Origin of the sequence: Sedimentibacter hydroxybenzoicus DSM 7310, assembly GCF_013403245.1 — a bacterium.
GTDB classification, from domain to species: Bacteria; Bacillota; Clostridia; order Tissierellales; family Sedimentibacteraceae; genus Sedimentibacter; species Sedimentibacter hydroxybenzoicus.
Genome location: NZ_JACBNQ010000001.1, coordinates 292800 through 315899 on the forward strand (window position 1 = coordinate 292800; position 23100 = coordinate 315899).

Below are 23100 nucleotides of genomic sequence, written 5' to 3' on the forward strand. Positions count from 1 at the left end.
ACTTGATAGATTTATACGAAATTAAAGAAAATTTAAAGAAGTTTAATAACATTTTAGTTGAGGTTGGTGGTTCCCTTTGACCTCTCCAAGTTAGAGGAAGAAAACATACTGTTAGAATCTGAAATGCAGGAGCCGGATTTTTGGAACAATCAGGAAAGGGCTCAAAAAGTTTCACAAAAATTAAAGCAAAATACAAACAGAATAAACGAATACAAAAATTTAAAGCAACAGGTTGAAGATTTAGAAATTTTCGCCGACATGATTATAGAGGAAAATGATGAAAGTCATCTGGATGAGCTTAATGAAACTATAAGTGATGTATCTGAGCTTCTTGATAATGCCCGTATTGTTGCCCTGCTGAGTAACGAATTTGATAAAAACAATGCAATATTATCCATTCATGCCGGTGCGGGAGGAACGGAAGCTCAGGACTGGGCGGATATGCTGTATCGTATGTACACAAGGTGGATTGAAGCTCACGGCTACAATATGACTGTATTAGATATACTTCCTGATACTGAGGCAGGAATTAAAAGCGTTACTTTGTTAGTTGAAGGCGAAAATGCTTACGGATATTTGAAGTCCGAAAAGGGAGTTCATCGATTAGTGAGGATTTCACCTTTCGATGCTGCAAAAAAAAGGCATACCTCCTTTGCATCCATTGATGTTACACCTGAGATAGAAGACGATGTGGATATAGAAATAAATGAATCGGATATACGCGTAGATACCTACCGTTCCAGCGGTGCGGGAGGACAACATGTCAATACCACTGATTCGGCAATTCGTATCACCCATATACCGACAGGTGTAGTTGTATCATGTCAGAATCAAAGGTCTCAGCACAGCAACAGAGAAACGGCATTGAAGATGCTTAAATCAAAGCTGTTGGAAATTAAGCAATTAGAAAACAAGGAAAAAATCGAGGATATTCAGGGTAAATATAATCAAATTGCATGGGGAAGCCAAATAAGGTCATATGTATTTCATCCATACAGCATGGTAAAGGATCATCGTACCAATGCGGAAACCGGCAATGTTCAAGCCGTAATGGACGGCAGTTTAGATATGTTTATGAATGAATATTTAAAGATGAAATCATTAGAACGATAGGAGAACAATGGCACAACATAGCAGAACAATTGTTGTGCTATCGTTCGGTAATTGTTCTGCTATTGTTGAAAGGGAGAGATAAATGGTAGATATTTTAAAAATTTTATGTGAAGAATTTAATATTAAGCCTTTCCAGGTGGAAAACACGGTTAATCTTATTGATGAAGGAAATACAATTCCTTTTATAGCCCGTTATCGTAAAGAGCAAACAGGTTCGTTAGACGATGTGGTATTGAGAGATTTATACGAAAGATTAACATACTTAAGAAATCTTGAAAGCCGTAAGGAAGAAGTTATCCGATTAATAGAAGAGCAGGGAAAGCTTACGGATGAATTAAAGAACGAAATTTTAAGCGCAGATGTTATGCAGCGCGTAGAAGATTTGTACAGACCGTACAAACAGAAAAAGTCCACGCGAGCTTCTAAGGCCAAAGAGAAGGGACTGGAACCTCTTGCGGACATCATCTTGGCACAAAACATAACGGAAGGAAGTCTGGAAGAGCTTGCACTGCCTTTCGTAGATGAAGAAAAGGGTGTAAAAAACATTAAGGAAGCCTATGAAGGAGCTTGCGACATAATAGCAGAAATGGTTTCTGACAACGCAGATTACAGAAAGCATATAAGAGAAATTTACATAGCTGACGGTATAATTACTTCTGAGGCAGCAGACGAAGAAGAAAAAACTGTTTATGAAATGTACTATAAATTTGAAGAAGCAGTAAATAAAATAGCAAATCACAGAATACTTGCCATAAACAGAGGCGAGAAGGAAAAGAAACTTAAAGTCAAGCTGAATACCCCTGATGAAAAAATAGTTAATTATTTAAAATCAAAAGAAATAAAGAATGAATCGGCAATAACTGCTGATTATTATTGTGCTGCAATTGAAGACGGCTATAAAAGATTGATAGCTCCTTCCATAGACAGAGAAGTAAGGAATATTTTGACCGAAAGAGCGGAAGATGAGGCAATTAAGGTATTCGGAAAAAATACTAAAAACCTGTTGATGGTTCCGCCTGTTAAGGATGTAAGAATACTTGCCGTAGACCCCGGCTACAGAACAGGATGCAAGTTAGCTGTATTAGATGGAACAGGTAAATTTTTAGAGGATGCGGTTATTTATCCAAGTGAACCAAGAAATGAAGTAGAAAAATCTCAAAAGGTAATGTCAGCATTAATAAATAAATATGACATTAATGTAATAACTATAGGAAATGGTACTGCTTCAAGAGAAACTGAGCAGGTTGTTGCGGATATGCTGTCTAAAATTGATAAAGATGTTACGTACACCATAGTTTCAGAAGCAGGGGCTTCCGTATACTCTGCGTCAAAATTGGCTCAGGAAGAATATCCTGACCTGGATGTAACCGTAAGAGGCGCTATATCAATAGGCAGAAGGTTGCAGGATCCGTTAGCTGAATTAGTTAAAATAGATCCGAAGAGTATAGGTGTCGGTCAATATCAGCATGATGTTAACCAGACAAAGCTGAGTCAGGAGCTTGACGGGGTTGTAGAGGACTGTGTAAACAGCGTTGGAGTTGATTTAAATACTGCCTCAACAGCACTGTTGCAATATGTATCCGGCATAACAAAGACAATTGCTAAAAATATGGTTAAATACAGAGAAGACAACGGTAAATTTACAAACAGAAACGAGCTTATGAAGGTTAAGATGCTTGGAGACAAAGCATTCGAGCAATGTGCCGGCTTTTTAAGAATTTCCGACGGAGATTATCTGCTTGATAAGACCGCTGTCCATCCTGAATCCTATGAAATAGCGGTGAGCTTATTAAATAAATTAGGATACGATATAAATGATTTAAAAAATACTAACTTAAATGATATAAATGAAAGAATAATGAAAATTAAAGTTAAGGAAGAAAAAAAGGTTCAAATGTCTTCAGGTAAAAACAGGTTAAAGGGACTTGAGGCACTTTCTCAAATTAACTTTAAGGAAGAAAAAAAGCCTGCAAGAGAAAAAATAAAAGAAAGAATAAAGGTGTTGGCAGAAGAACTGAACATCGGGGTTCCCACACTTACGGACATAATTGAAGAGCTTAAAAAACCGGGCAGAGATCCTAGAGACGAAATGCCTAAGGTGATTTTGAGAAGTGATGTCGTGAAGTTTGAAGACATGGAAGTAGGTATGAAGCTGAAGGGAACAGTAAGAAACGTGGTTGACTTCGGTGCTTTTGTGGACATAGGAGTAAAACAGGACGGACTTGTTCATCTTTCGGAAATGAGTGATAGATTTATTAAGAATCCTATGGAAGTTGTACAGGTAGGAGACGTAGTAGATGTTACAATCATTAAACTTGATAAGGAAAGACAAAGAATAGGTCTCAGCATGAAAACAAATGGCATGAAAACAAAAAGATAAGCAGGAGATACAGATGATTGATACGGTAATATTTGACTTTGACGGTACGCTTGCAGATACGAGTCAGGTGGTTATTAATTCATATAAACACATATATACGGTATTCGGCAAAGATGGCTTTGATGAAGATTACGTAATGAGTACGTTCGGAGAGCCTCTTGCCTTAACATTGCAAAGAGATTTTTCCGAGCATAGCTTTGAGGATGTTATTGCCTGCTACAGAGAATACCAGGTAGAAAGATTCAATGATGAGGTAAGTCTCTACAAAACCGTTAAAGAAGCTTTAGATTATTTAAAGGGCAAAAATATAAAGATGGGAATTGCTACTTCAAGGCTGAGAAATTCAACCCTGGCGGCTGTTGACAATTTAAATATAAAAAAATATTTTGATGTAATCATCACTGCAGACGATGTAGAAAAACATAAGCCTGATAAAGAACCGCTGATTAAAACAATGGAGCTTTTAAACAGCAAAAAAGAAAATACATTGTATGTGGGTGATTCAAGATTTGATATGGAATGCGCCATAAACTCCAATGTAATCCCGGTGTTGTGCGGATGGCATAAATTATCGGAAGAGCTTAAAAATCAATATAATGTAAAATATGTTCTGGATAAAATGATAGATATAAAAGAAATAGTGTAATTACGGGGACGGTTCTTGCGGCTGTGGGCTAAAAAATGGAAATTAACTTGACCTTTGTAATAATACATGATAAAATAATGATAAATAAAAGGAACTGCCGAATAAACGGTCAGATCCCATGTATTTGGTTAAAAATAACCGCATAGTCTGGAAACTATATAAGGCGGTTATTTTTTTATACCCCAGGTTTCCCTTTTATGTATAAAAACTACTTAAGCTTGTCTTTAGACAAGGCGATAATTGATACTATTAAAGTTCCGAATGTAAACATACATAACAGAGCTTCATATGTAACCATATTACACTTCCCTCTTCGGGAACCCAACCACCTATCCGTTATGGCAATTCCTATAAAATATTATATCACAATCACGTGGAAGTTCCAAGTTTTTCCAATATTTTAAATTTTGACCGTATAATGCGTAACGTCCCTTGATTTATTTCTTATCTTTCTGACCATATCTTTCATAATAAGCCTATTAATTATTTAATATATGCTCAAAATTTTTTATATTTAAGGAGCTTTAAGCAGGTAATTTATTAAGGGACAGCTTTTATTTTCCTCATAACAATGATATAATGGTATCAGCTTCATACATTTCGGAGGAAATATTTCTATGATACAATACTTTGCTTTCAGCTTATTTTTTACAGCTATATTCTTAAAAATATTTATAGACAAGCTGTCTCGGACGAGGTTTTTCAAAAGAGCGGAAAATGTTGCGAGCAATAAGAAGTCTTATATCAAAAATATTATAATGGCAAGCCGTTTGTTCAAATATTGGATCCCGGCATGTATGTGGAGACAAAATGGGTCAGAAACTCAAACATGTGTCACATAAATTTTGAGGTGGATGAGCAGGACAATTCATTAATCGTATTTGCCGCAATTGATAATTTAATAAAGGGAGCAGCGGGACAGGCTGTACAAAATTTGAATATAATGAATGGTTTTCCTCAAAACATGGCAATTAATTATGTTCCGGCTTGTATTTAAGCTGCGTAACGTTAAGTTGTTAACAAATTTTAATCAATTATATATGTTTTTGAGACTTGTTCATGGTATACTACATGGTATAATTAAATTGCAAAAAATTTAAGAAAGGGTGTTTTTTATGGAGGTAAAAAATTTAGTTATTGAAAAAGACAAAGGAATATGCACGGTTAAATTAAACAGCCCTCAGACACTTAATTCGTTAAATGTTATCATGCTCGATGAGCTTGAATATGCATTTGACCAAATTAGTAATGACGATGAGGTTTCGGTTGTAGTTTTAACCGGAGAAGGAAAGGCATTTGTTGCCGGAGCCGATATTTCTTACATGAGTAACCTGAGCCCTTCAGAGGCAAAGAAATTTTCAGAAGCCGGCTCAAGATTGTTCAGAAAAATTGAAACAATGAACAAGGTAGTAATTGCAGCAGTAAACGGTTTTGCATTAGGCGGAGGATGTGAGCTGGCTATGGCCTGCGATATCAGGATTGCTTCTGAAAAGGCTAAATTCGGGCAGCCGGAGGTAGGGCTCGGAATTATACCGGGATTCTCAGGAACACAAAGATTAGCAAGATTGGTTGGTTTAGGCAGAGCAAAGGAACTCATGTTTACGGGGTTGCATATAAATGCAGATGAAGCGTACAGAATAGGACTTGTTAATAAAATTACAGACAAGGACAGCCTGATGGAAGAAACCTATAAGATGGCTGAAAAAATTGTATCAAACTCAGGCGTTGCAGTAAGATATGCAAAAGAAGCTGTGAACAGAGGTATTGAAACTGATATAGATACAGGGATTGCTTATGAATCCAATATATTTGGGTTATGCTTTGCTTCCGAAGATCAAAGAGAAGGCATGATTGCATTTTTGGAGAAAAGAAAACCGGAATTTAAATAATATATAACTTGATATTTTATATACAATTTAGTATAATCTATTTGTTTGTGTAACTTTTTTTTTGACACGCAAGGTTAAAAAAGTAACAAACAAGGGTAGAAGGACAAAAAATTTAAGGGAGTGAAATAATGAATTTTCAATTAAGTAAGGAACATGAAATGGCAAGGCAGCTTTTTAGAGAATTCGCTGTCAACGAGGTAGAACCGTTAGCTCAGGAAATTGACGAAGAGGAAAGATTTCCGCTTGAGACAGTTGAAAAGATGCAAAAATACGGTTTTATGGGCATTCCGTTTCCAAAGGAATACGGTGGACAAGGCTGTGATATTTTTACCTATATCATGGCAGTAGAAGAATTATCAAAGGTTTGCGGTACTACAGGAGTTATACTTTCTGCGCATACATCATTGTGCGGATCACCTATCTATGAATTTGGATCAGAGGAACAAAAGAAAAAATATTTACCTATGATTTGTACAAATTCAATAGGAGCTTTTGGTTTAACCGAGGCAGGAGCAGGTACGGATGCTGCGGGACAACAAACAAAGGCTGTTTTAAACGGAGATCACTATGTATTGAACGGAAGTAAAATATTTATAACAAACGGATCCTATTCGGATGTTTATATAGTAATGGCAATGACCGACAAATCAGTAGGCACAAAAGGTATATCTGCTTTTATAGTTGAAAAAGACTTCCCGGGATTTTCAATAGGAAAGAAAGAATTAAAAATGGGTATCAGAGGTTCAGCTACATGTGAGTTGATATTTGAAGACTGTATAGTACCAAAAGAAAATCTGATAGGCAAGGAAGGTCAGGGCTTTAAAATAGCCATGAAAACTCTTGACGGCGGCAGAATAGGTATTGCTGCTCAGGCTCTTGGAATTGCACAGGGTGCTATTGATCAGACTGTCAAATATGTACAGGAAAGAAAACAGTTCGGAAGAACTATTTCTAAATTCCAGAACACTCAATTCCAGTTAGCGGAAATGCAGACTGCAGTTGATGCAGCAAGATTATTGGTTTACAGAGCTGCTTTGAGTAAGGATGCGGGACAGCCATACGGAGTGGATGCAGCTATGGCTAAATTGTTTGCTTCTCAGACAGCAATGGATGTTACAACGAAGGCTGTTCAGCTGCACGGCGGATACGGATACACAAGAGATTATCCTGTTGAAAGAATGATGAGAGATGCTAAAATAACTGAAATCTACGAAGGAACCTCAGAGGTTCAAAGAATGGTTATCAGTGCAGGCATGTTAAAGTAGGGAGGTAGTAAAGTGAATATAGTAGTATGCATTAAACAAGTGCCGGATACAACAGAAGTAAGATTGGACCCAAAGACAAACACACTTATAAGAGATGGTGTTCCAAGCATTATTAATCCTGACGATAAAGCAGGTTTAGAAGCAGCATTGAGATTGAAGGATGAAATCGGAGCACACGTAACAGTTGTGTCCATGGGACCGCCTCAGGCAGATGCAGCACTCCGAGAAGCATTGGCTATGGGAGCAGACGAAGCGGTACTTGTAACAGACAGAGCTTTCGGCGGTGCAGATACATGGGCAACCTCAACTACATTGGCTGCAGCAATAAATAATCTGAAATACGATTTAATAATTACGGGAAGACAGGCGATAGACGGTGACACAGCTCAGGTTGGTCCGCAGATTGCAGAGCATCTGAAGCTGCCAAACATCAGCTATGCAGAAGATATAAAAATAGAAGGCGATTCTATAATAGTAAAGAGACAATATGAGGACAGACATCATTTAATCAAGGCAAAGCTGCCTGTGTTGATAACAGCATTGACAGAACTTAACGATCCTCGATATATGACTCCGGGCGGAATATTCGATGCTTTCAGAGAAAAGAAAGTAGCAGTATGGACATTGAATGATTTAACCGTGGATACAAGTAACATCGGACTTAAGGGTTCTCCTACAAAGGTTAAGAAGTCATTTACCAAGGGTGCAAAATCCGCAGGTAAGCTATTTAATCTTGAACCACAGGAATCGGCTGAATTGATAGTTGATAAAATGAAAGAAAAGTTTATTATTTAGTAGGAGGCGGACAATGAATAATACAGAATATAAAGGTGTATTTGTATTTGCGGAGCAAAGAGACCGCAAGGTACAAAAAGTTGCCATCGAATTGATAGGCAAGGGCAAGGAATTAGCAAAAGAATTACAAACCACAGTAACGGCAGTTCTCTTGGGAACAGACATGGAAGACGAAGCTAAAAGATTGTGCTACTGCGGTGCTGACAATGTAATATATGTAAATGATGAAATGCTTGACGTATATATGACTGAACCATACGTATATGCTCTCAATCAAATCGTAATAGATAAGAAGCCTGAAATTATGCTGTTCGGTGCAACAGCAATCGGAAGAGATTTAGCCCCGAGAGTATCTGCAAGAGTTCATACAGGCTTGACAGCAGACTGTACAGGCTTGACAATAGAGCCTGACAGCGATGAGCCCGAAAAATTAAATCTTATGATGACCAGACCCGCATTCGGCGGTAACATAATGGCTACAATTGCATGCCCGAACCACAGGCCACAGATGGCTACCGTAAGACCGGGAGTTATGCAGGCAGCTAAATATTCGGAAGTAAATCCTGTAAATGTTGAAGAATACAAAATCAACATACCAAAGGAATGCAAAAATGTTGAAATATTGGAAGTAACGAAAATAATTCAGCAAAGAATGAATATAGAAGATGCAAAGATATTGGTATCAGGCGGCAGAGGAATGCACGGATCAGAAAATTATGCGGTTCTTGAAGAACTGGCTGATTTACTGGGCGGAACAATTTCCGCTTCAAGAGCGGCAGTTGATGCAGGCTGGGTTCCAAAGGACAGACAGGTTGGACAGACAGGAAAGACAGTAAGACCAAATCTGTACATTGCATGCGGTATATCCGGAGCAATCCAGCACTTGGCAGGTATGGAAGAATCCGAGTTCATCATTGCAATCAACAAGGATGAAACAGCTCCTATATTTGATGTTGCCGATGTAGGAATAGTAGGCGATATATTCAAGGTAGTTCCTCTTTTAATAGAAGAACTCAAAAAAGAAAAAGTAAGCAGATGACCCAAATCTATGATTTGGTGTCAGTCGCTTATCCTGAGCGAAAGCGAAGGATCTTGTACGACAAAAGATGAGATTCCTCACTAACGTTTGGAATGACACAATCAAACATAAAATCGGTGAATAGCTGAGCTATTCACCGATTTACATTTATATTGGCCTTATTTCATTCCGCCGCCGCTCATTTGTCTTTGAGCCATTTCAACTAATCTCTTAGTCATGTATCCACCTACATAACCATTTTGTCTAGCTGTAAGGTTTCCTTTATCAACTTGCTCATAGTTTGTTAATCCTAATTCGTTAGCTATTTCTGTCTTCATCTGATTCAATGCCTGTTTTGCTTCCGGAACAACGATGTTGTTGCTTCCACTATTGTTTGATGCCATTTTGTTTCTCCTTTCTTGAGATAAATATTATTTTGTCATTTAATTTAATCATGTATACACCTTGGGCCCAATCAACCTGTGTACGAATATGTAAACTACAGGTCAATTCAATTTACAAGATTAAATTTTGAAAGTTATAATGATTAACTTTCTAACATTATTATTAACCGCGTTTTCTTTATAATACATGGCAAATAATTCAACTAAAGGTTAAGATTTGCCATGTATACAAAATTAAAAAAGATATATACTAAATTCTTAATTTGTGTTAAAATATAAAACAAGTAACGAATTTAAAAAAAATTCATAACTTAATAATATGATTTCATAAAAACAGATTATTATTATAAAAGGAAGGAGGTAAAATAGGGGAAGTTCAAGAAAACTATTATAGCGCCAGAACTTAATAAGTTGACGAGGACAGAGTTATCGAAAATTCGGCGGACGCTCTGCGGTGCAGCTTCATCGATATGGTTTTTATAAATACATCCGGCGACGGATGCGACAGAGGAAAACCAATAGCTTAAACATCTTACTAAAATAATATTATTCTATATTATTCCCCAATCATATCATCATTATCATCCTGAACGCAGTGAAGAAATTTCATTTTTATTGTAATATCATACGGTACTGTCATCCTGAACGTGGTGAAGGATCTCATTGTTTTTGTGTCATCATATAATTGTTTTTCTTGAAAGATTAAAAAAATTAAATTTCAAGTGCTGTTTTTTATTGTGTAAAAAAATTAGATTGGAGAAGAAATATGTGTGGAATAGTCGGATATATAGGATTTGAAGACGTAAAAGAGATAATTTTAGGCGGTTTAGAAAAATTAGAATACAGGGGCTATGATTCTGCAGGAATTGCCATAGCTAACAACAATGTCGTAAATGTAATCAAAGAAAAAGGAAGAATCAACGAACTGAGGCAAAGCATAGATAAAAGCATAACAGGAAACTTAGGTATCGGTCATACAAGATGGGCAACTCATGGTGCTCCGAACCATATTAACTCTCATCCTCATCAGAGCAGTTCAAAAAGGTTCACCTTGGTACACAATGGTATCATAGAAAATGAAGATGAATTAAGACAGAAATATTTAAATGGAACAGTATTTACAAGCGATACCGATACAGAGGTTATAGTACAGCTCATCGAAAAATTTGTAAATGACGGAGAAGAAGTACCTCTTGCCATAAGACACACTATGAGTGAGTTAAAAGGTTCATATGCTCTTGCGATTCTTGATAATGAAGATATGAATACCTTGTATGCCGCAAAAAACAAAACACCACTACTTGCAGGCAGGGGCAGTGGATTTAATATGCTTGGCAGCGATGCAATGGCAATGATTAATTACACGAATTCATTTTATGAAATAGAGGATAAGGAATTTCTCGTAATAACAAAGGATAGTATAGATATTTATTCTATTTACGGAAATAAGGTTGTGAGAGAACCATATAAAGCCGATATAGATGCATCCGATATTGAAAAGGGAACGTATCCTCATTACATGATGAAAGAAATTGAAGAACAGCCCTTTGTAGTAAGAAAAATTATGTCGGAATACTCCGATGAGGACGGAAATATGTTCATGGATCCGGGAATTGTCCAAGAAGTTCGAGGCTGTGATAAATTATATATAATTGCCTGCGGCACAAGCTACCATGCGGGACTTATAGGAAAGCAATTCTTTGAAAAAATATCCGGAAAACCTACTGAGGTAATTATAGCAAGTGAATTTATATATAATATGCCTCTATTGACGAAAAAACCGCTGTTCATGTTTATATCACAAAGCGGAGAAACGGCAGACTGCAGGGCAGTACTTGTAAAGGTTAAGGAAATGGGCCATAGAACCCTTACATTAACCAATGTAAAAGGCTCAACCTTATCAAGAGAAGCAGATAACACGCTGCTTCTGCATGCAGGTCCTGAAATAGCAGTTGCTTCAACAAAGGCATACACTGCACAAATAACGGTATTATCGATACTTGCTGCTTTGGTAAACAACAACAAAAATATTAATATATTCAAAGAGTTAAGCAAGATTGCTTATATAATGGAAACCCTCTGTGATGATAAGGAAAAATATAAAGAGCTTGCTAATAAATACTTAGTAAATTCAAGGAACTGCTTCTATATAGGAAGAAGTATGGATTACTTCTTATGCCTGGAAGCATCCCTTAAGCTGAAAGAAATTTCCTACATCCAGACTGAGGGCTTTGCAGCGGGAGAATTAAAGCACGGAACAATTGCCTTAATAGAAAAAGGTACTCCCGTTATAGCGGTTATTACCCAGGAAAACATCAATTTAAATACAAGAAGCAACATCAAGGAAGTAAAGGCAAGAGGTGCTGCCACTATGGTTATATCAATGCGCAAAATCAGCCAGGAAACAGACCAGATAATCATTGACGACGCGAACGAACTGCTGTCACCTCTGGCAACCATAATACCGGCTCAATATCTTGCTTATTATGCAGCACTGCTTAAAGGCTGTGATATCGATAAACCGCGTAATCTTGCAAAGTCGGTTACAGTGGAATAAGGGATAAAAACTGATAGTAATAGGGGTAGTTCCGCTATAAAGTTATAAACTGAGAAATGAATGATTATTCATATAATAGTGCACACAAAAAATTAAAATTAATATTTAGTTTTCGGTGTGCACTTTAATAACTCTAACTGATTCCCGTTTATATAATATAAGTGTTTCTTAAAACCAAAGTCATTCAACTGAAAATAAAGTTTATCCCGATAAAAATAAAGTTATTCATAACCCACGAGAAAAAATTGGAACTATTAATCTTGATTTTTTCTCTTTTTTATTGATAGGAAACATAAAAAAAAAAAGAAAAAAATGTTGATTAATAATTAAGAAATATAGAAAAAGGAAAAGAAAAATATTGAGAAAAGGGATTGAAAAGTCAAAAGATTAGGGTTAATGATAGGGGAAAAAGATTGGGGGAAAGGGATAAAAAAATTAAACAGAAAAATCCTAAATTATAATCCATAAATTCTACTTTCTGAACGACTTTTTTCATTTTTTTCTTGGAAAAAGGGATAAAGAGAAAAAAGGAAAGGGTGTTTTTCTGAATGACCTTCTTTCCATTGGGAGAAGGTGGGAAATGAATTTCAAGAAGTTGGGGGTATAATTTTGAATGAGTTTGTGGGAGTGAACAATAAGTTGCGTGTAATAGTTTTGACAAAAATTGGAATATATCGTTTTTCAGATTGTAACCGCCCTATTATGTGCTTACAAAATACCAAATGATAAGTCTGTCGAAGTGGCAGTATCGAAAATAATAACAAAAAATACACTGAAGAGTTACTACAGTGTATTTTGTTATTAAGCATGATGAACTAAAATAATGGTGCTGCCTGTTCCCGGTGGGTCATTACATGGATTAGGTGTTGGCGGATTAGTAATAATTGTACCAATCAAAAGAATGGTTAATAATGATCCAATAATTAGTTCTTTTAAGTGCATTTTCATAATTCATATCATCCTTTTATGTATTTTTTGCATCACATGTAAATGATAACATACTTGAGTTAAAAAAACAAGATATTTTCTTGGAAATGTATCAAATTATTTGTGTATTAGGTGACTATTTAAAAATTCTATAGCTTTATCTGTCATATCGTTGTTTAAATACATAAGACACAATTTATTATAAATATCTAATATTGCTTTATAGTCACTTTTTTCTTCTGCAATTTTGAGCGTCTTAATGTAAGCGGTCTCTAGTTCGGCTATTGTTCCAGTTTCAGAGTATATATCAATAAGCATGTAATAGCCTTTTAGCACATATTCAATATTGCTGTACTTATTAGCGAGATCAATGCCCAAATTGATTAGTATCAATGCTTCGTTATATCTTCCAAGTTTTATTAGTATGCCTGCTTTACTTATAAGTGATGAGTCTAAATTTGCAATATCTACTTCAGTTCTGATCTTTTGAGAAAGCTCAAGGTACTCTATCGCTTTATCGTATTCTTCGACATCAGCATATAATAAGCCTAAATTATTATAGACATAAGCTAACGTAGGTTCTCTTGAACTGCTAAATTCTCCTAAAAGAGAAAGATATATTATTTCTGCATCTTCAAATTTTTTTAAATCGCGGTAGCAATTAGCTTTAACTATATTAGCATATACATAGTTTATAAAATCAGTGCTTTTCTCGCATAAAAACAAATATTTATCAGCATATTCAATAGACTCATCAAACTCATGAAGTTTTCTTTGGCATAAAGAAATATTGTAAACAGAATGTTTTTGTGTATATAAATCATTATTTATTTTGGACAAAAAATATGCTTTATTAAAAAAGAGCAACGCTTCTGCAAAAAATAATTCGTTTAATTTGCAAAGACCCAATTTGTTAAATAAGTAAGCATCAAATTTATTATTTTCAATTTCACTATATTTACTTAAAGAATCTATATAGTTAAATACTGCTTGAGAATATTTTCTTTCATCGTAATATATGTTTCCTTTTTTAAGAAGAGCTTCCCCTTCTATGTCACTTAAATCATAATTATGAGAAATCTCAATAACGCTATTAATTAGCTCTATAGTAATATCACTATTTAACGCATCCATACAGTATTTAAGAGCTTCATCTTTAGGGGACATAAGTAAATAGGAACTATCAATATTTAAATTGATTCCCAATTCATAAGCCTTATTATTGAACTTTTCGGCTAAATAATTTGCAGTATCCTTAGTTAATCCGCGTTCTCCGGTTTCTAACATACTTACATAGTTTCTTCTAATTTTTTCGCCTTGCAAATCAAGTTGTTTCATCTTTAACATTTTTCTCGTTTTTTTAATTCTTTCACCAGGGGTTAAAAATTCCATCGCATTCATCTCTCCTAAAAAGTTTAGGTAATAACATACATTCTTAAATTATATCATAATTTATTTTTTAGTCAAAAATTTTTGTTAAAAAGAAAAATTTAAACTCTTGTGTACATTAAAAGTATAGATAATTAATCTGAATGGTAGTAATAGAATATAAATAAATGAAAGTATTAAATATCCAATTATTTAATTTAAAACATGCAAGAGTAAAAAAAGTAACAATAATAATAAAAAAATAGTGACAAAATATAAATTTTAAGATATACTATATGAAGATAATCAATTTATTGCTTTTACTAAATTAAATGTTTGACTAATATGAAATAATTATAGGATAACATTTAATTATAAAAGTATGATATATGCTACTAATAAATGAACAATTTTATAGAAGGAGATGAGATAATGAAAAAGCTTACAGTTAAAATTTGGAGTGCAAAATCAATAAAAGAGGCATTAAATCAGCAGGTAACAAATGCTTGTCAATATTGCATGAAATAAGAAATTTATAACTAATTTAAAGAAATAATATTAGGAGGTAAAAATACATGAAAAAGTTAACGACCAAGGTTTGGAGTGCAAAATCAATAAAAGAATCTTCAAATCTACAAGTAACAAATGCTTGCCAATATTGCATGAAGTAATTAGACACATACACGAATAATTTTATTAGTAGCTTATATCAACAAATAAACTAAGGACAGAGGTATTATAAAAATGATACTAACTTCAAAGATGAGTTCTATAACTTTAAATGATAATGAAATTATAATAGTAAATCTCCTTTCTGGGGCTGTTAATATTTTGAATAATGAGATTTATCAAGAACTAAATGATTTACAGAAACTAAGAAATGACTATCCAGAGGTATTTCAAGAGCTAGTAAATGATAAATTTTTATTTGAAAATAATATAGAAGAACAGAAATACTTTGTAGATTTAATAAGTTCAATTAATGAATTGGATATACACGAAGCACCAAATTTTGTAATTTTGCCAACGTATGACTGTAACTTGCACTGTGTATATTGCTACGAAAGCACCACAGTTCAAAGGAATATTAAGGATATGTCTGAAGAACAAGCGGAAGCAGTAAAAAGGTTTATTGAATACAAGGCTAAAAACTATGATTCTAGTCAAATTAGAATTACATTAATGGGAGGTGAACCTCTATTAATACGAAATAAACAAATAATTGAAGACTTTTTGAATTGGGCAAATATATTGAAGTATAAAGTAGATATTGTTACTAATGGCACTACTATACATCAGTATGAAGATATATTGAAAAGGTATGACATTTCTTCATTACAGATAACAGTTGATGGGCCAAAAAATATTAATGACAAAAGAAGGATATCAATTGATGAGAAAGGTTCATTTGATAATATCATTGAAGGGATTGACTTGGCAATAAAGAATAAAATAAAAACGTATATAAGAGTAAATATAGATGTACAAAATATATCTCATTTAAAAGATTTGGCTAAATTTTTAATAAATAGATATGGGAGCGAAAATAAGTATTTAAGACCTTACTTATACGTAATAAGTGATGGAGGCTGTTTAGGTGATAATTATTGTATACCTGAAGTTGAAGCTGTCAAGAAAATAATTGATTTATCAAAAAATAATGAGTGCATGGATATTTATGACCTTGTTTTTCATGGCAGTAATTTTATTAAGGGCGTTCTAAATTCAGATGATTATTTTCCGCAAAATAGATTTTGTGCAGCTAATAAAAAGCAATATGTTTTGGGTGCGGAAGGAAATATATATAAATGTTGGTTTGGTGTTGGAGAACAAAAATTTGCATTAGGAACTTATTATCCAGATATTCAAATAAATGAATCGATAGAAAAACTATGGGAAAAACGATGTGTGGAAAATATTCCTAGATGTTATAATTGCAAGTTTTCTTTAATTTGCGGCGGAGGATGCAATAATAAAGCTATGTCTGCAAATCTTTCTATAATGACACCAAATTGTGCTGACTTTGATAGTCTTTTAAAGCTTGGATTTAGTTATTATATAGAACGCGGTGATATGCAACTATCATAGCAATAAGGAGATGTAAATGTATTTCAGTAAATATGTATATTATAAAAAAATTAATAATGATAAACATTTATTTTTTAATATGCTAAATAATGCGGTTGATTTAATAGAAAATAACAATATTAATTTATCGAACTTTAATGAAATAAATAATTATGACCCCAAAACCATAGATTACTTGATGGAGAGAGGACATATATATAATAGTATAGATGAAGAAAATGAGTTAATTGATCAATTGCAACAAATTTCTAAAAAAATCACTTCAGAAGAGGAGTATTTGCACTTTTATTGTGGTGTGACAATGGAATGTAATTTAGCTTGTTCCTACTGTTTTGAAAAAGAAATTGGAAAACAATCAGTTATGACTAAAGAGACAATTGATAAGATGTTTATGACGATAGATAAATTATGCAATCTTCACGAAAACATAAAAAAAAGAGAGTTAACTTTCTTCGGAGGGGAACCGCTACTAACGGATAACTTTATAACAGTAAATTACATAATGGATAATTTAGTGAGAAAAAATATGGAATCAAATTTTATTACAAACGGAGTGGATCTAAATCATTTTATAGAATTTTTTAGGATAAATGAAAATAATATTTCAACAATTAGCATTACTCTTGATGGACCAAACAACATTCACGATAAAAGACGAGTATTTCAATCTGGAGAAGGAAGTTTTGAAATCATTTCACGTAATATTGACTTGTTCCTATCGGAGAATTTATCTATTATGCTTATTATAAGAATTAATATCGATTCAAAGAATTATTTGAGTATTAATGAATTAATTGACTACATGGTTAGAAAGGAGTGGTTTAAAAAACCAATTCAGTTACAATTTTGTAAGGTTGAAGACAATTCTGAAATTGGAGTTAATGATATTATTCCTAATGATCAGTTAATGTCTTTTTTAGGAGATATTTTCAATTTGTATGAAACAAATATAGTAGAAAAAATGAAAATAAAAATTAAAGGAATTGAGAAACTTAATAGTATTTTCAATACTGATAAATTGACATTACCTATGTTTAATTATTGTAATACGTCAAATCTATATGTGTTTGATCCTAATGGAAATTTATATGTATGTCCACAATCAATAGGTGATTTAGACAATGCTGTAGGAGAGTATACTCCGTATTATGGTATAAACATAATAGAACTAATGAAATGGCAAAAATTTACTGTATTAGATAATAAGAATTGCTCCAAATGCATGTACTGGCCTGTTTGCGGTGGGGGATGCCGTTATTCGTCACTGAAAAATGGTGGGAAAAAGAATAAAAGTACTTGTAGAAATATTCATGCAGTTGTTGAAAAAAGTGTTAATGATTACATAAGCAGGATTATAGTATCTAATTAAGTAGGGTAGAGGGACAAAGATGTGGAATGTTTATTTAATTTTAATTGTTCAATTTTTTACGACATTCAATTTATATAAAATAATATTAACATTATTTTATCAAAAAAGTGGTATGAATCTATTGGAGATAGGTACTATTTTAGCATTTTCATATGTGGCAAAAATAATTTTCGAAATTCCGTCTGGATATTTAGCAGATAATTTTGGCAGAAAAAAGATTGTTGGTATTGGTCTTTTTGTGTTTGTAATCTTTTTAGTTATGACATATTTTACAAGAAGTTTGTATAGTTTCATTATTGCATCATTTTTACAAGGTATATCTTTAACACTAACGTCAGGAGCTTTGGATGCCATGCAATATGATGCACTAGTTGATGCTGGCAAAAAAGATGATGTAGAAAGGTACCTGACTTATGAAAGATTACTAATATCAATAGCATTTGGATGTAGTAGTTTATTTGGAGGATTTCTATCAAATATTTCATATGACTTAGTTTTTATCCTAAGTATATGTTTTTCGCTTTTTACATCTGTAGTATTTTTATTTACCACAGATAATTTTAATAAGGCTGATCTATATCGTGAAAATCATAATAAAAAATTCATGAGCAGGTGTATTGCCAATATTTTTGATTCACCATATCTAATGAAATGCATGAATATTACAATTATAATTTCTTTTGTTATGATCCCAATAGATGATTATTATTCTTTAATTTTAAAGGGAGAAGGTCTAAATGAAAGCTTAATAGGAATTATTAGTTTTAGTCAATTTTTTATAAGTTCATTCTTTGGATTTTTTTGCAAATATTTGCAAGCAAGCTATGGAAGAAATAAATTGATAGATATATTGCCTTTTATTATATTTTTATTTTTACTAATTTTCGCAATTTCAAAAGAAAGAATATTAATTTTTGTATCATATACGATGCTTTTAATTATTATTGCACTTTTAAATCCAATTAAATATTCTATTATGCAAGGGTTAATAGAAAGAGAGTATAGGAGTACCATAATTTCAATTCAAAGTTTGTTGATGGCTTTAACTGCAGTTATTAGTCAACCACTGTTTAGTTTTTTAATGTTAACATTTGGCAAAAGTTTGACTATTATACTCTTTATTCTTATGTCTTCATTGCTGCTCGTTTTGAACATAGTTTTTTTTAAAAATAAACTTGTGGAGGTATAAAATGCATATATTAGTGGTTGGTGGATATACAGAAATACATGAAAGATTACACCAATATGGAGCAAGAATTACCCATTTTACGGAGAAAGAGATGTTAAATGTTAGCTGTAAAATATATTATAGGCAAATCGGTTTCAATTCTAACGAATCTCATGATAATTTTATTAAAATAGCAAGTGCCATAAATGAAATTGATAAAATAGATATTGTGATTTCATTTACTGATTATTTTCAAATACTCGCATGTGAAATAGCAGAAAAACTGGGACTAAAATATTTTAATAGTAAAGAACTACTTATTAATATGAAGAACAAGTATAAAATGCGAGGAGTTTTGCAAAGAAACAAAATTAATTCATTAAAATTCCAGATAATAGATACTTTTAACATCACAAATAATAATGAAAAAATAGAAATATCATATCCATATATATGTAAACCAATTGATCAATCAGGTAGTAATTTTATTTTCTTAATAAAAAATCCCCAAGATTTCGTTAAATTTGTTGAATTCACCAATAAAAAGGAGTGTCCTGATAAGTTCTTAATTGAGGAGTATTATGATGGTAAAGAATATAGTGTAGAATCATTTTCAATAGAAGGCAAGCATTACATTTTGGGGATTACGGAAAAATTTAAAGACAAAAACTTTGTTGAAATTGGTCATTGTATGCCAGCAGAGCTTGAAGATTATGAAAGATATAGTATTGTAGATTATGTTGTTAGCGTTCTTACAGCGTTAGGTATGAATTCTGGTCCTTCTCATACAGAGATAATTGTTGGTAATAGGGGACCGATTATTATTGAGTCACATGCTAGATTAGGCGGTGATAGTATACCAATTTTACTATCACATGTGAGTAACATAAAATTATTTGATTTGTGGGCTCGTTTAGCTATTGGATATAATTTAGAAAATTACATTACACCTATATACAATAATAATTTTGTTGCAATTTGGTTTAAAACAGCTAAAGATAATGGTATATTAACATATAAGATAGACCATATTAATAGTTTAAAAATACTCGAATATAAAATATATAAAGAGAATAATGAATTTGTTGAGAAAACAATAAATTCAAATTCACGTATAGGACATTTTATTGCTATGGGAAATAGCAGAGAAGATGCAATTAATTCAGCGAAAACAATAGAAGATGAAATTAAAATTGTATAATTAATTTGGACATTCTTATGTGGCAGATTCACGTAAGTAATATTTTTTTCCTCAGACTTTACAAAACAAATATTTAGTACACATAAACTTTGGAAGATTAAATTTTTAATCCATAGATTGCAAGAACATAATTGATTTATGCAACCCAGCTTAGCACGAAAAGTAACAAAAATATAAAAAAATAGTGACAAAATACAAATTGTTATATATAATTAAAGCAGAAGTCGTAACGACTATAACAATATTATATTTAGGAGGTTTTTATGAGAGTAGTGCAAGGTCTTAACAATGAATCATTATCAAAGGTTATGAGTGATATTGAAAGTATTGAATATCAAAGCTGGGATTCCTCCATGGCCGCTACAATGGAACAGTTCAATAAAAGATTAGAATTATTTAGTGATGGACTATGGCGATTGATAGATGATAATAATGAAGTAACTGCCTATATGTTTTTTATTAGAATAAAGGAAGAAGATGCTCAAAAGCATTATTCGTGGTCTGATTACTCGGCAAACGGTTGGTGTACTAATCACGATCCTAATGGAGATGCATTATTTGCAGTATCAATAGGCTCTAAGAAAAGCACACACGGAAGATATTTATTTGGAAATGGAATAAAGTCAATGGAAGAAGGCATATACAAAAATGTTAAGAAAATATATGCATGCAGTCGCATCCCTACACTTCACAATTATTTTTCTAATTCTGATGAAGTAGTTATAAATGTTGATGATGAAAGATTATCAACCGATCCTGTAGTCAAAATGCTTTATTCCTGCGATTTCAAACCTTACAAATTTTGCAAAGAGGGCTTTGATGTAGATTCTGAATCATTAGGATATAGTCTTACATGCTTAAAAACCTTGTAAATCAAACAATTAGTATACAGCATAATTATCCACATGATAGGAGTGAAAAAATGCATTTTAAAGTTTTCAATAAAATAGAAGAAATCGGGGAAGAGAACTGGAATGGGTTAAATTTGGACTATGTATGTATAGACGGTTTATATCATTATTCAATAATAAGTGAGCAAATTAATAGTATTTTACTTCCTAAATATATTGAAATTGAAGACGGATTAGATAAAAGCATGGTATTATTCTATCAACTTGAGGTGGAAGATATTTATGCTGAAGGAAACGAATGGTTAGAAGGTTTTATAAAATTATATTTCCCTGAAAGTATATATAAAATTATGGAGAAAAATGATAAAGAGTTACAGTCATTATTTTTGGTGGTATTACCAGATTTAGACGAGGAAAAGACTTATAAATACTCACATGAAATTGAAAAAAGACTCCATGAAATTTTCAATTTAAAAGATGAAATTTCACTATTAGCCTTTACAACATCTTATAAGTTAGAACAGTATATAAGCGATTTACAAATTTCATACATGTATTATGACATCAATGACGATTATGAAACATTTGATGATTTTCTGAAAAGCTTAACATGTAACCAAAGAAGAATTATAAAATTAGATAGAAAAAAGATGGAAAAGTTTGGGGTAAGTGTTAAAGAAATAAATTCTCAAGAGTATTTAAACGACATGAAAGAAATAAATAAACTAAATAAATTTCCAATTCAAGAAGATTTACTTGATAGTGTAGTTAAAGCAGAAAATGGATTTTTAACATTAGGATTTTTCAAAGAAGGTAAGCTGATTCAATATCTTACTATTGTATATGGTAATAATTTGGGACACGGTGCAATAATAGCATCTATTGAAAATATCAACAGGGAATGGAATGGAGTACTAAATAGCTATACGTCTTGTATTGATATAGTTATTAAAAAAAAGATTAAAAGATATTACTTAGGTTATACTTGTCAAGAAGCAAAGAGCTTAAGAGGAGCGAAAATCATTAATAGATTTGTAAATGCTAAATTATATAATCCAAGGTGGAGGGAGAAAGATGATCAAATATCAAATCAAAGAGATTACTAAAGATAAATGGGACTGCCTGCACGGAATGACCGAGTGGAGAGAATTTAATTATAGATATTTAGAAGCGCTAGGAAATATTAATGAAGAAGCAATGAAATTTTTAGTTTATGATAATCTCATCATTCCTTTTTATATAAATAGCGATGATTCTTCAAGTAAATCAAAAGAAATAATGGATGACTTTTTAAATATTATGTTAAGCAACTTTGATGTAGATGGAGATAAGTTTGCTGCTTTAGTATTTCTTCCCCAAAAACTTAATGCTTTTATGAAAGATGAAATTAAAAAGGTTATAAAGGATATAAGTAAAGATATCAAAATAAAATATAAGCATTCTTCAGAACCTAAGGTTTTATTGTTCTATAATGAAAAGGATTTACAAATATTAAATGTAGCACAAAAAGTATCAAAGGATACTAAAATATGTTCATATAATACTGAAATGGAATTGAATTTTAAAAATATAGAAGAATATGAAAAATCATTAAAAAGTAAAAGAAGAAATGATATTAATAAATGGAAAAATAGTTTTAATGAAAATAAATTAGAGTTTAGAAAAATAGATTTAGAAAAAAAACTAGAAGATATTTATACAATGTATAAATATGTTTGTGATAAATATGATGAGCCTTGCGAAGGATTTGCATTTTGGGAACAAATAAAAAAATGCCCTGAAAATGATGTATCGTGGTATGGCATATTTTCCAAAGACTCTTTAATATTGTTTGTAGGATATTGGGAGGATGGGAACACGGCAATAATATCTATGTTAGGAAAAAATAGTGAAATGGAGATAATCTCAAGGGAGACAAATGCGTATTTTATCTTACTTTATAAGCTAGTTGAATTATCTATAAATAAAGGAGTTAAAAAAATCTATAATGGTTATGGACTTATGGATGTGAAAAAAAGAATGGGATTTAATTCTTATAATCAGTATGTGTCAATAATTTAG

The 23100-nt window shown here is 32.4% G+C and carries 19 protein-coding genes and 1 pseudogene; 16 read left to right on the forward strand and 4 right to left on the reverse strand.

What is annotated here, in order from left to right; all coding sequences use genetic code 11:
* Positions 1-2 precede the first annotated feature (2 nt).
* The 3 genes from prfB to HZF24_RS01395 all read left to right on the forward strand — a co-directional run bounded on the left by prfB (position 3) and on the right by HZF24_RS01395 (position 4139).
* A protein-coding gene (gene prfB / locus HZF24_RS01385) for a peptide chain release factor 2 (protein WP_246345903.1) occupies positions 3-1113 on the forward strand; the annotation gives its coding sequence in 2 pieces (ribosomal slippage) (positions 3-77 and positions 79-1113; 1110 coding nt in all).
* Between the two features lie 82 nt (positions 1114-1195).
* Entirely contained in the window at positions 1196-3493 is a 2298-nt protein-coding gene (locus HZF24_RS01390; RefSeq protein WP_179236465.1) for a Tex family protein, read from the forward strand.
* A 13-nt stretch (positions 3494-3506) separates the two neighbouring features.
* A complete protein-coding gene (locus HZF24_RS01395; RefSeq protein ID WP_179236466.1) occupies positions 3507-4139 on the forward strand; it encodes an HAD-IA family hydrolase in 633 nt (210 codons plus the stop codon).
* Positions 4140-4347: 208 nt separating this feature from the next.
* Here the strand turns inward: HZF24_RS01395 and HZF24_RS18860 are convergent, their stop codons facing one another.
* Entirely contained in the window at positions 4348-4437 is a 90-nt protein-coding gene (locus tag HZF24_RS18860; protein ID WP_246345904.1) for a putative holin-like toxin, read from the reverse strand.
* A gap of 453 nt (positions 4438-4890) precedes the next feature.
* Here HZF24_RS18860 and argC point away from each other — a divergent pair.
* The 5 genes and pseudogenes from argC to HZF24_RS01420 all read left to right on the forward strand — a co-directional run.
* A pseudogene (gene argC, locus HZF24_RS01400) lies at positions 4891-5136 on the forward strand (N-acetyl-gamma-glutamyl-phosphate reductase); the annotation flags it as partial.
* 118 nt (positions 5137-5254) lie between these two features.
* Positions 5255-6028: a short-chain-enoyl-CoA hydratase gene (locus HZF24_RS01405; RefSeq protein ID WP_179236468.1), complete on the forward strand. Its 774-nt coding sequence runs from the start codon at positions 5255-5257 to the stop codon at positions 6026-6028.
* 128 nt (positions 6029-6156) lie between these two features.
* Positions 6157-7293, forward strand: a complete 1137-nt coding sequence (locus tag HZF24_RS01410; RefSeq protein ID WP_179236469.1) for an acyl-CoA dehydrogenase — start codon at positions 6157-6159, stop codon at positions 7291-7293.
* 12 nt (positions 7294-7305) lie between these two features.
* A complete protein-coding gene (locus tag HZF24_RS01415; RefSeq protein WP_179236470.1) occupies positions 7306-8088 on the forward strand; it encodes an electron transfer flavoprotein subunit beta/FixA family protein in 783 nt (260 codons plus the stop codon).
* Positions 8089-8101: 13 nt separating this feature from the next.
* A complete protein-coding gene (locus tag HZF24_RS01420) occupies positions 8102-9127 on the forward strand; it encodes an electron transfer flavoprotein subunit alpha/FixB family protein (RefSeq protein WP_179236471.1) in 1026 nt (341 codons plus the stop codon).
* A 158-nt stretch (positions 9128-9285) separates the two neighbouring features.
* Here the strand turns inward: HZF24_RS01420 and HZF24_RS01425 are convergent, their stop codons facing one another.
* Complete coding sequence (locus HZF24_RS01425) at positions 9286-9510, reverse strand: alpha/beta-type small acid-soluble spore protein (RefSeq protein WP_179236472.1); 225 nt, start codon at positions 9508-9510, stop codon at positions 9286-9288.
* A 766-nt stretch (positions 9511-10276) separates the two neighbouring features.
* Between HZF24_RS01425 and glmS the strand changes: the two genes are divergently transcribed.
* Positions 10277-12067, forward strand: coding sequence for a glutamine--fructose-6-phosphate transaminase (isomerizing) (gene glmS, locus HZF24_RS01430; RefSeq protein WP_179236473.1), 1791 nt, complete (start codon positions 10277-10279; stop codon positions 12065-12067).
* Between the two features lie 801 nt (positions 12068-12868).
* Here glmS and HZF24_RS01435 read toward each other — a convergent pair.
* Together HZF24_RS01435 and HZF24_RS01440 are read right to left on the reverse strand one after the other, a co-directional pair.
* Entirely contained in the window at positions 12869-13015 is a 147-nt protein-coding gene (locus HZF24_RS01435; protein ID WP_179236474.1) for a hypothetical protein, read from the reverse strand.
* A gap of 96 nt (positions 13016-13111) precedes the next feature.
* Positions 13112-14386: a transcriptional regulator gene (locus HZF24_RS01440; protein ID WP_179236475.1), complete on the reverse strand. Its 1275-nt coding sequence runs from the start codon at positions 14384-14386 to the stop codon at positions 13112-13114.
* A gap of 738 nt (positions 14387-15124) precedes the next feature.
* On the opposite strand from HZF24_RS01440, the gene HZF24_RS01445 reads away from it, so the two are divergent.
* From HZF24_RS01445 to HZF24_RS01475, 7 genes are all read left to right on the forward strand, one after another.
* Entirely contained in the window at positions 15125-16450 is a 1326-nt protein-coding gene (locus HZF24_RS01445) for a radical SAM/SPASM domain-containing protein (protein ID WP_179236476.1), read from the forward strand.
* A 16-nt stretch (positions 16451-16466) separates the two neighbouring features.
* The gene (locus HZF24_RS01450; protein ID WP_179236477.1) at positions 16467-17819 is read left to right on the forward strand and encodes a radical SAM/SPASM domain-containing protein; all 1353 of its coding nucleotides are present in this window, start codon (positions 16467-16469) and stop codon (positions 17817-17819) included.
* 19 nt (positions 17820-17838) lie between these two features.
* Positions 17839-19008, forward strand: a complete 1170-nt coding sequence (locus HZF24_RS01455; protein ID WP_179236478.1) for an MFS transporter — start codon at positions 17839-17841, stop codon at positions 19006-19008.
* Position 19009: 1 nt separating this feature from the next.
* Positions 19010-20188: an ATP-grasp domain-containing protein gene (locus HZF24_RS01460; RefSeq protein ID WP_179236479.1), complete on the forward strand. Its 1179-nt coding sequence runs from the start codon at positions 19010-19012 to the stop codon at positions 20186-20188.
* Between the two features lie 263 nt (positions 20189-20451).
* Positions 20452-21060: a hypothetical protein gene (locus HZF24_RS01465; protein WP_179236480.1), complete on the forward strand. Its 609-nt coding sequence runs from the start codon at positions 20452-20454 to the stop codon at positions 21058-21060.
* 50 nt (positions 21061-21110) lie between these two features.
* Complete coding sequence (locus tag HZF24_RS01470) at positions 21111-22145, forward strand: peptidogalycan biosysnthesis protein (RefSeq protein WP_179236481.1); 1035 nt, start codon at positions 21111-21113, stop codon at positions 22143-22145.
* Positions 22114-23100: a hypothetical protein gene (locus HZF24_RS01475; RefSeq protein ID WP_179236482.1), complete on the forward strand. Its 987-nt coding sequence runs from the start codon at positions 22114-22116 to the stop codon at positions 23098-23100. Before HZF24_RS01470 ends, HZF24_RS01475 begins: the two co-directional genes overlap by 32 nt.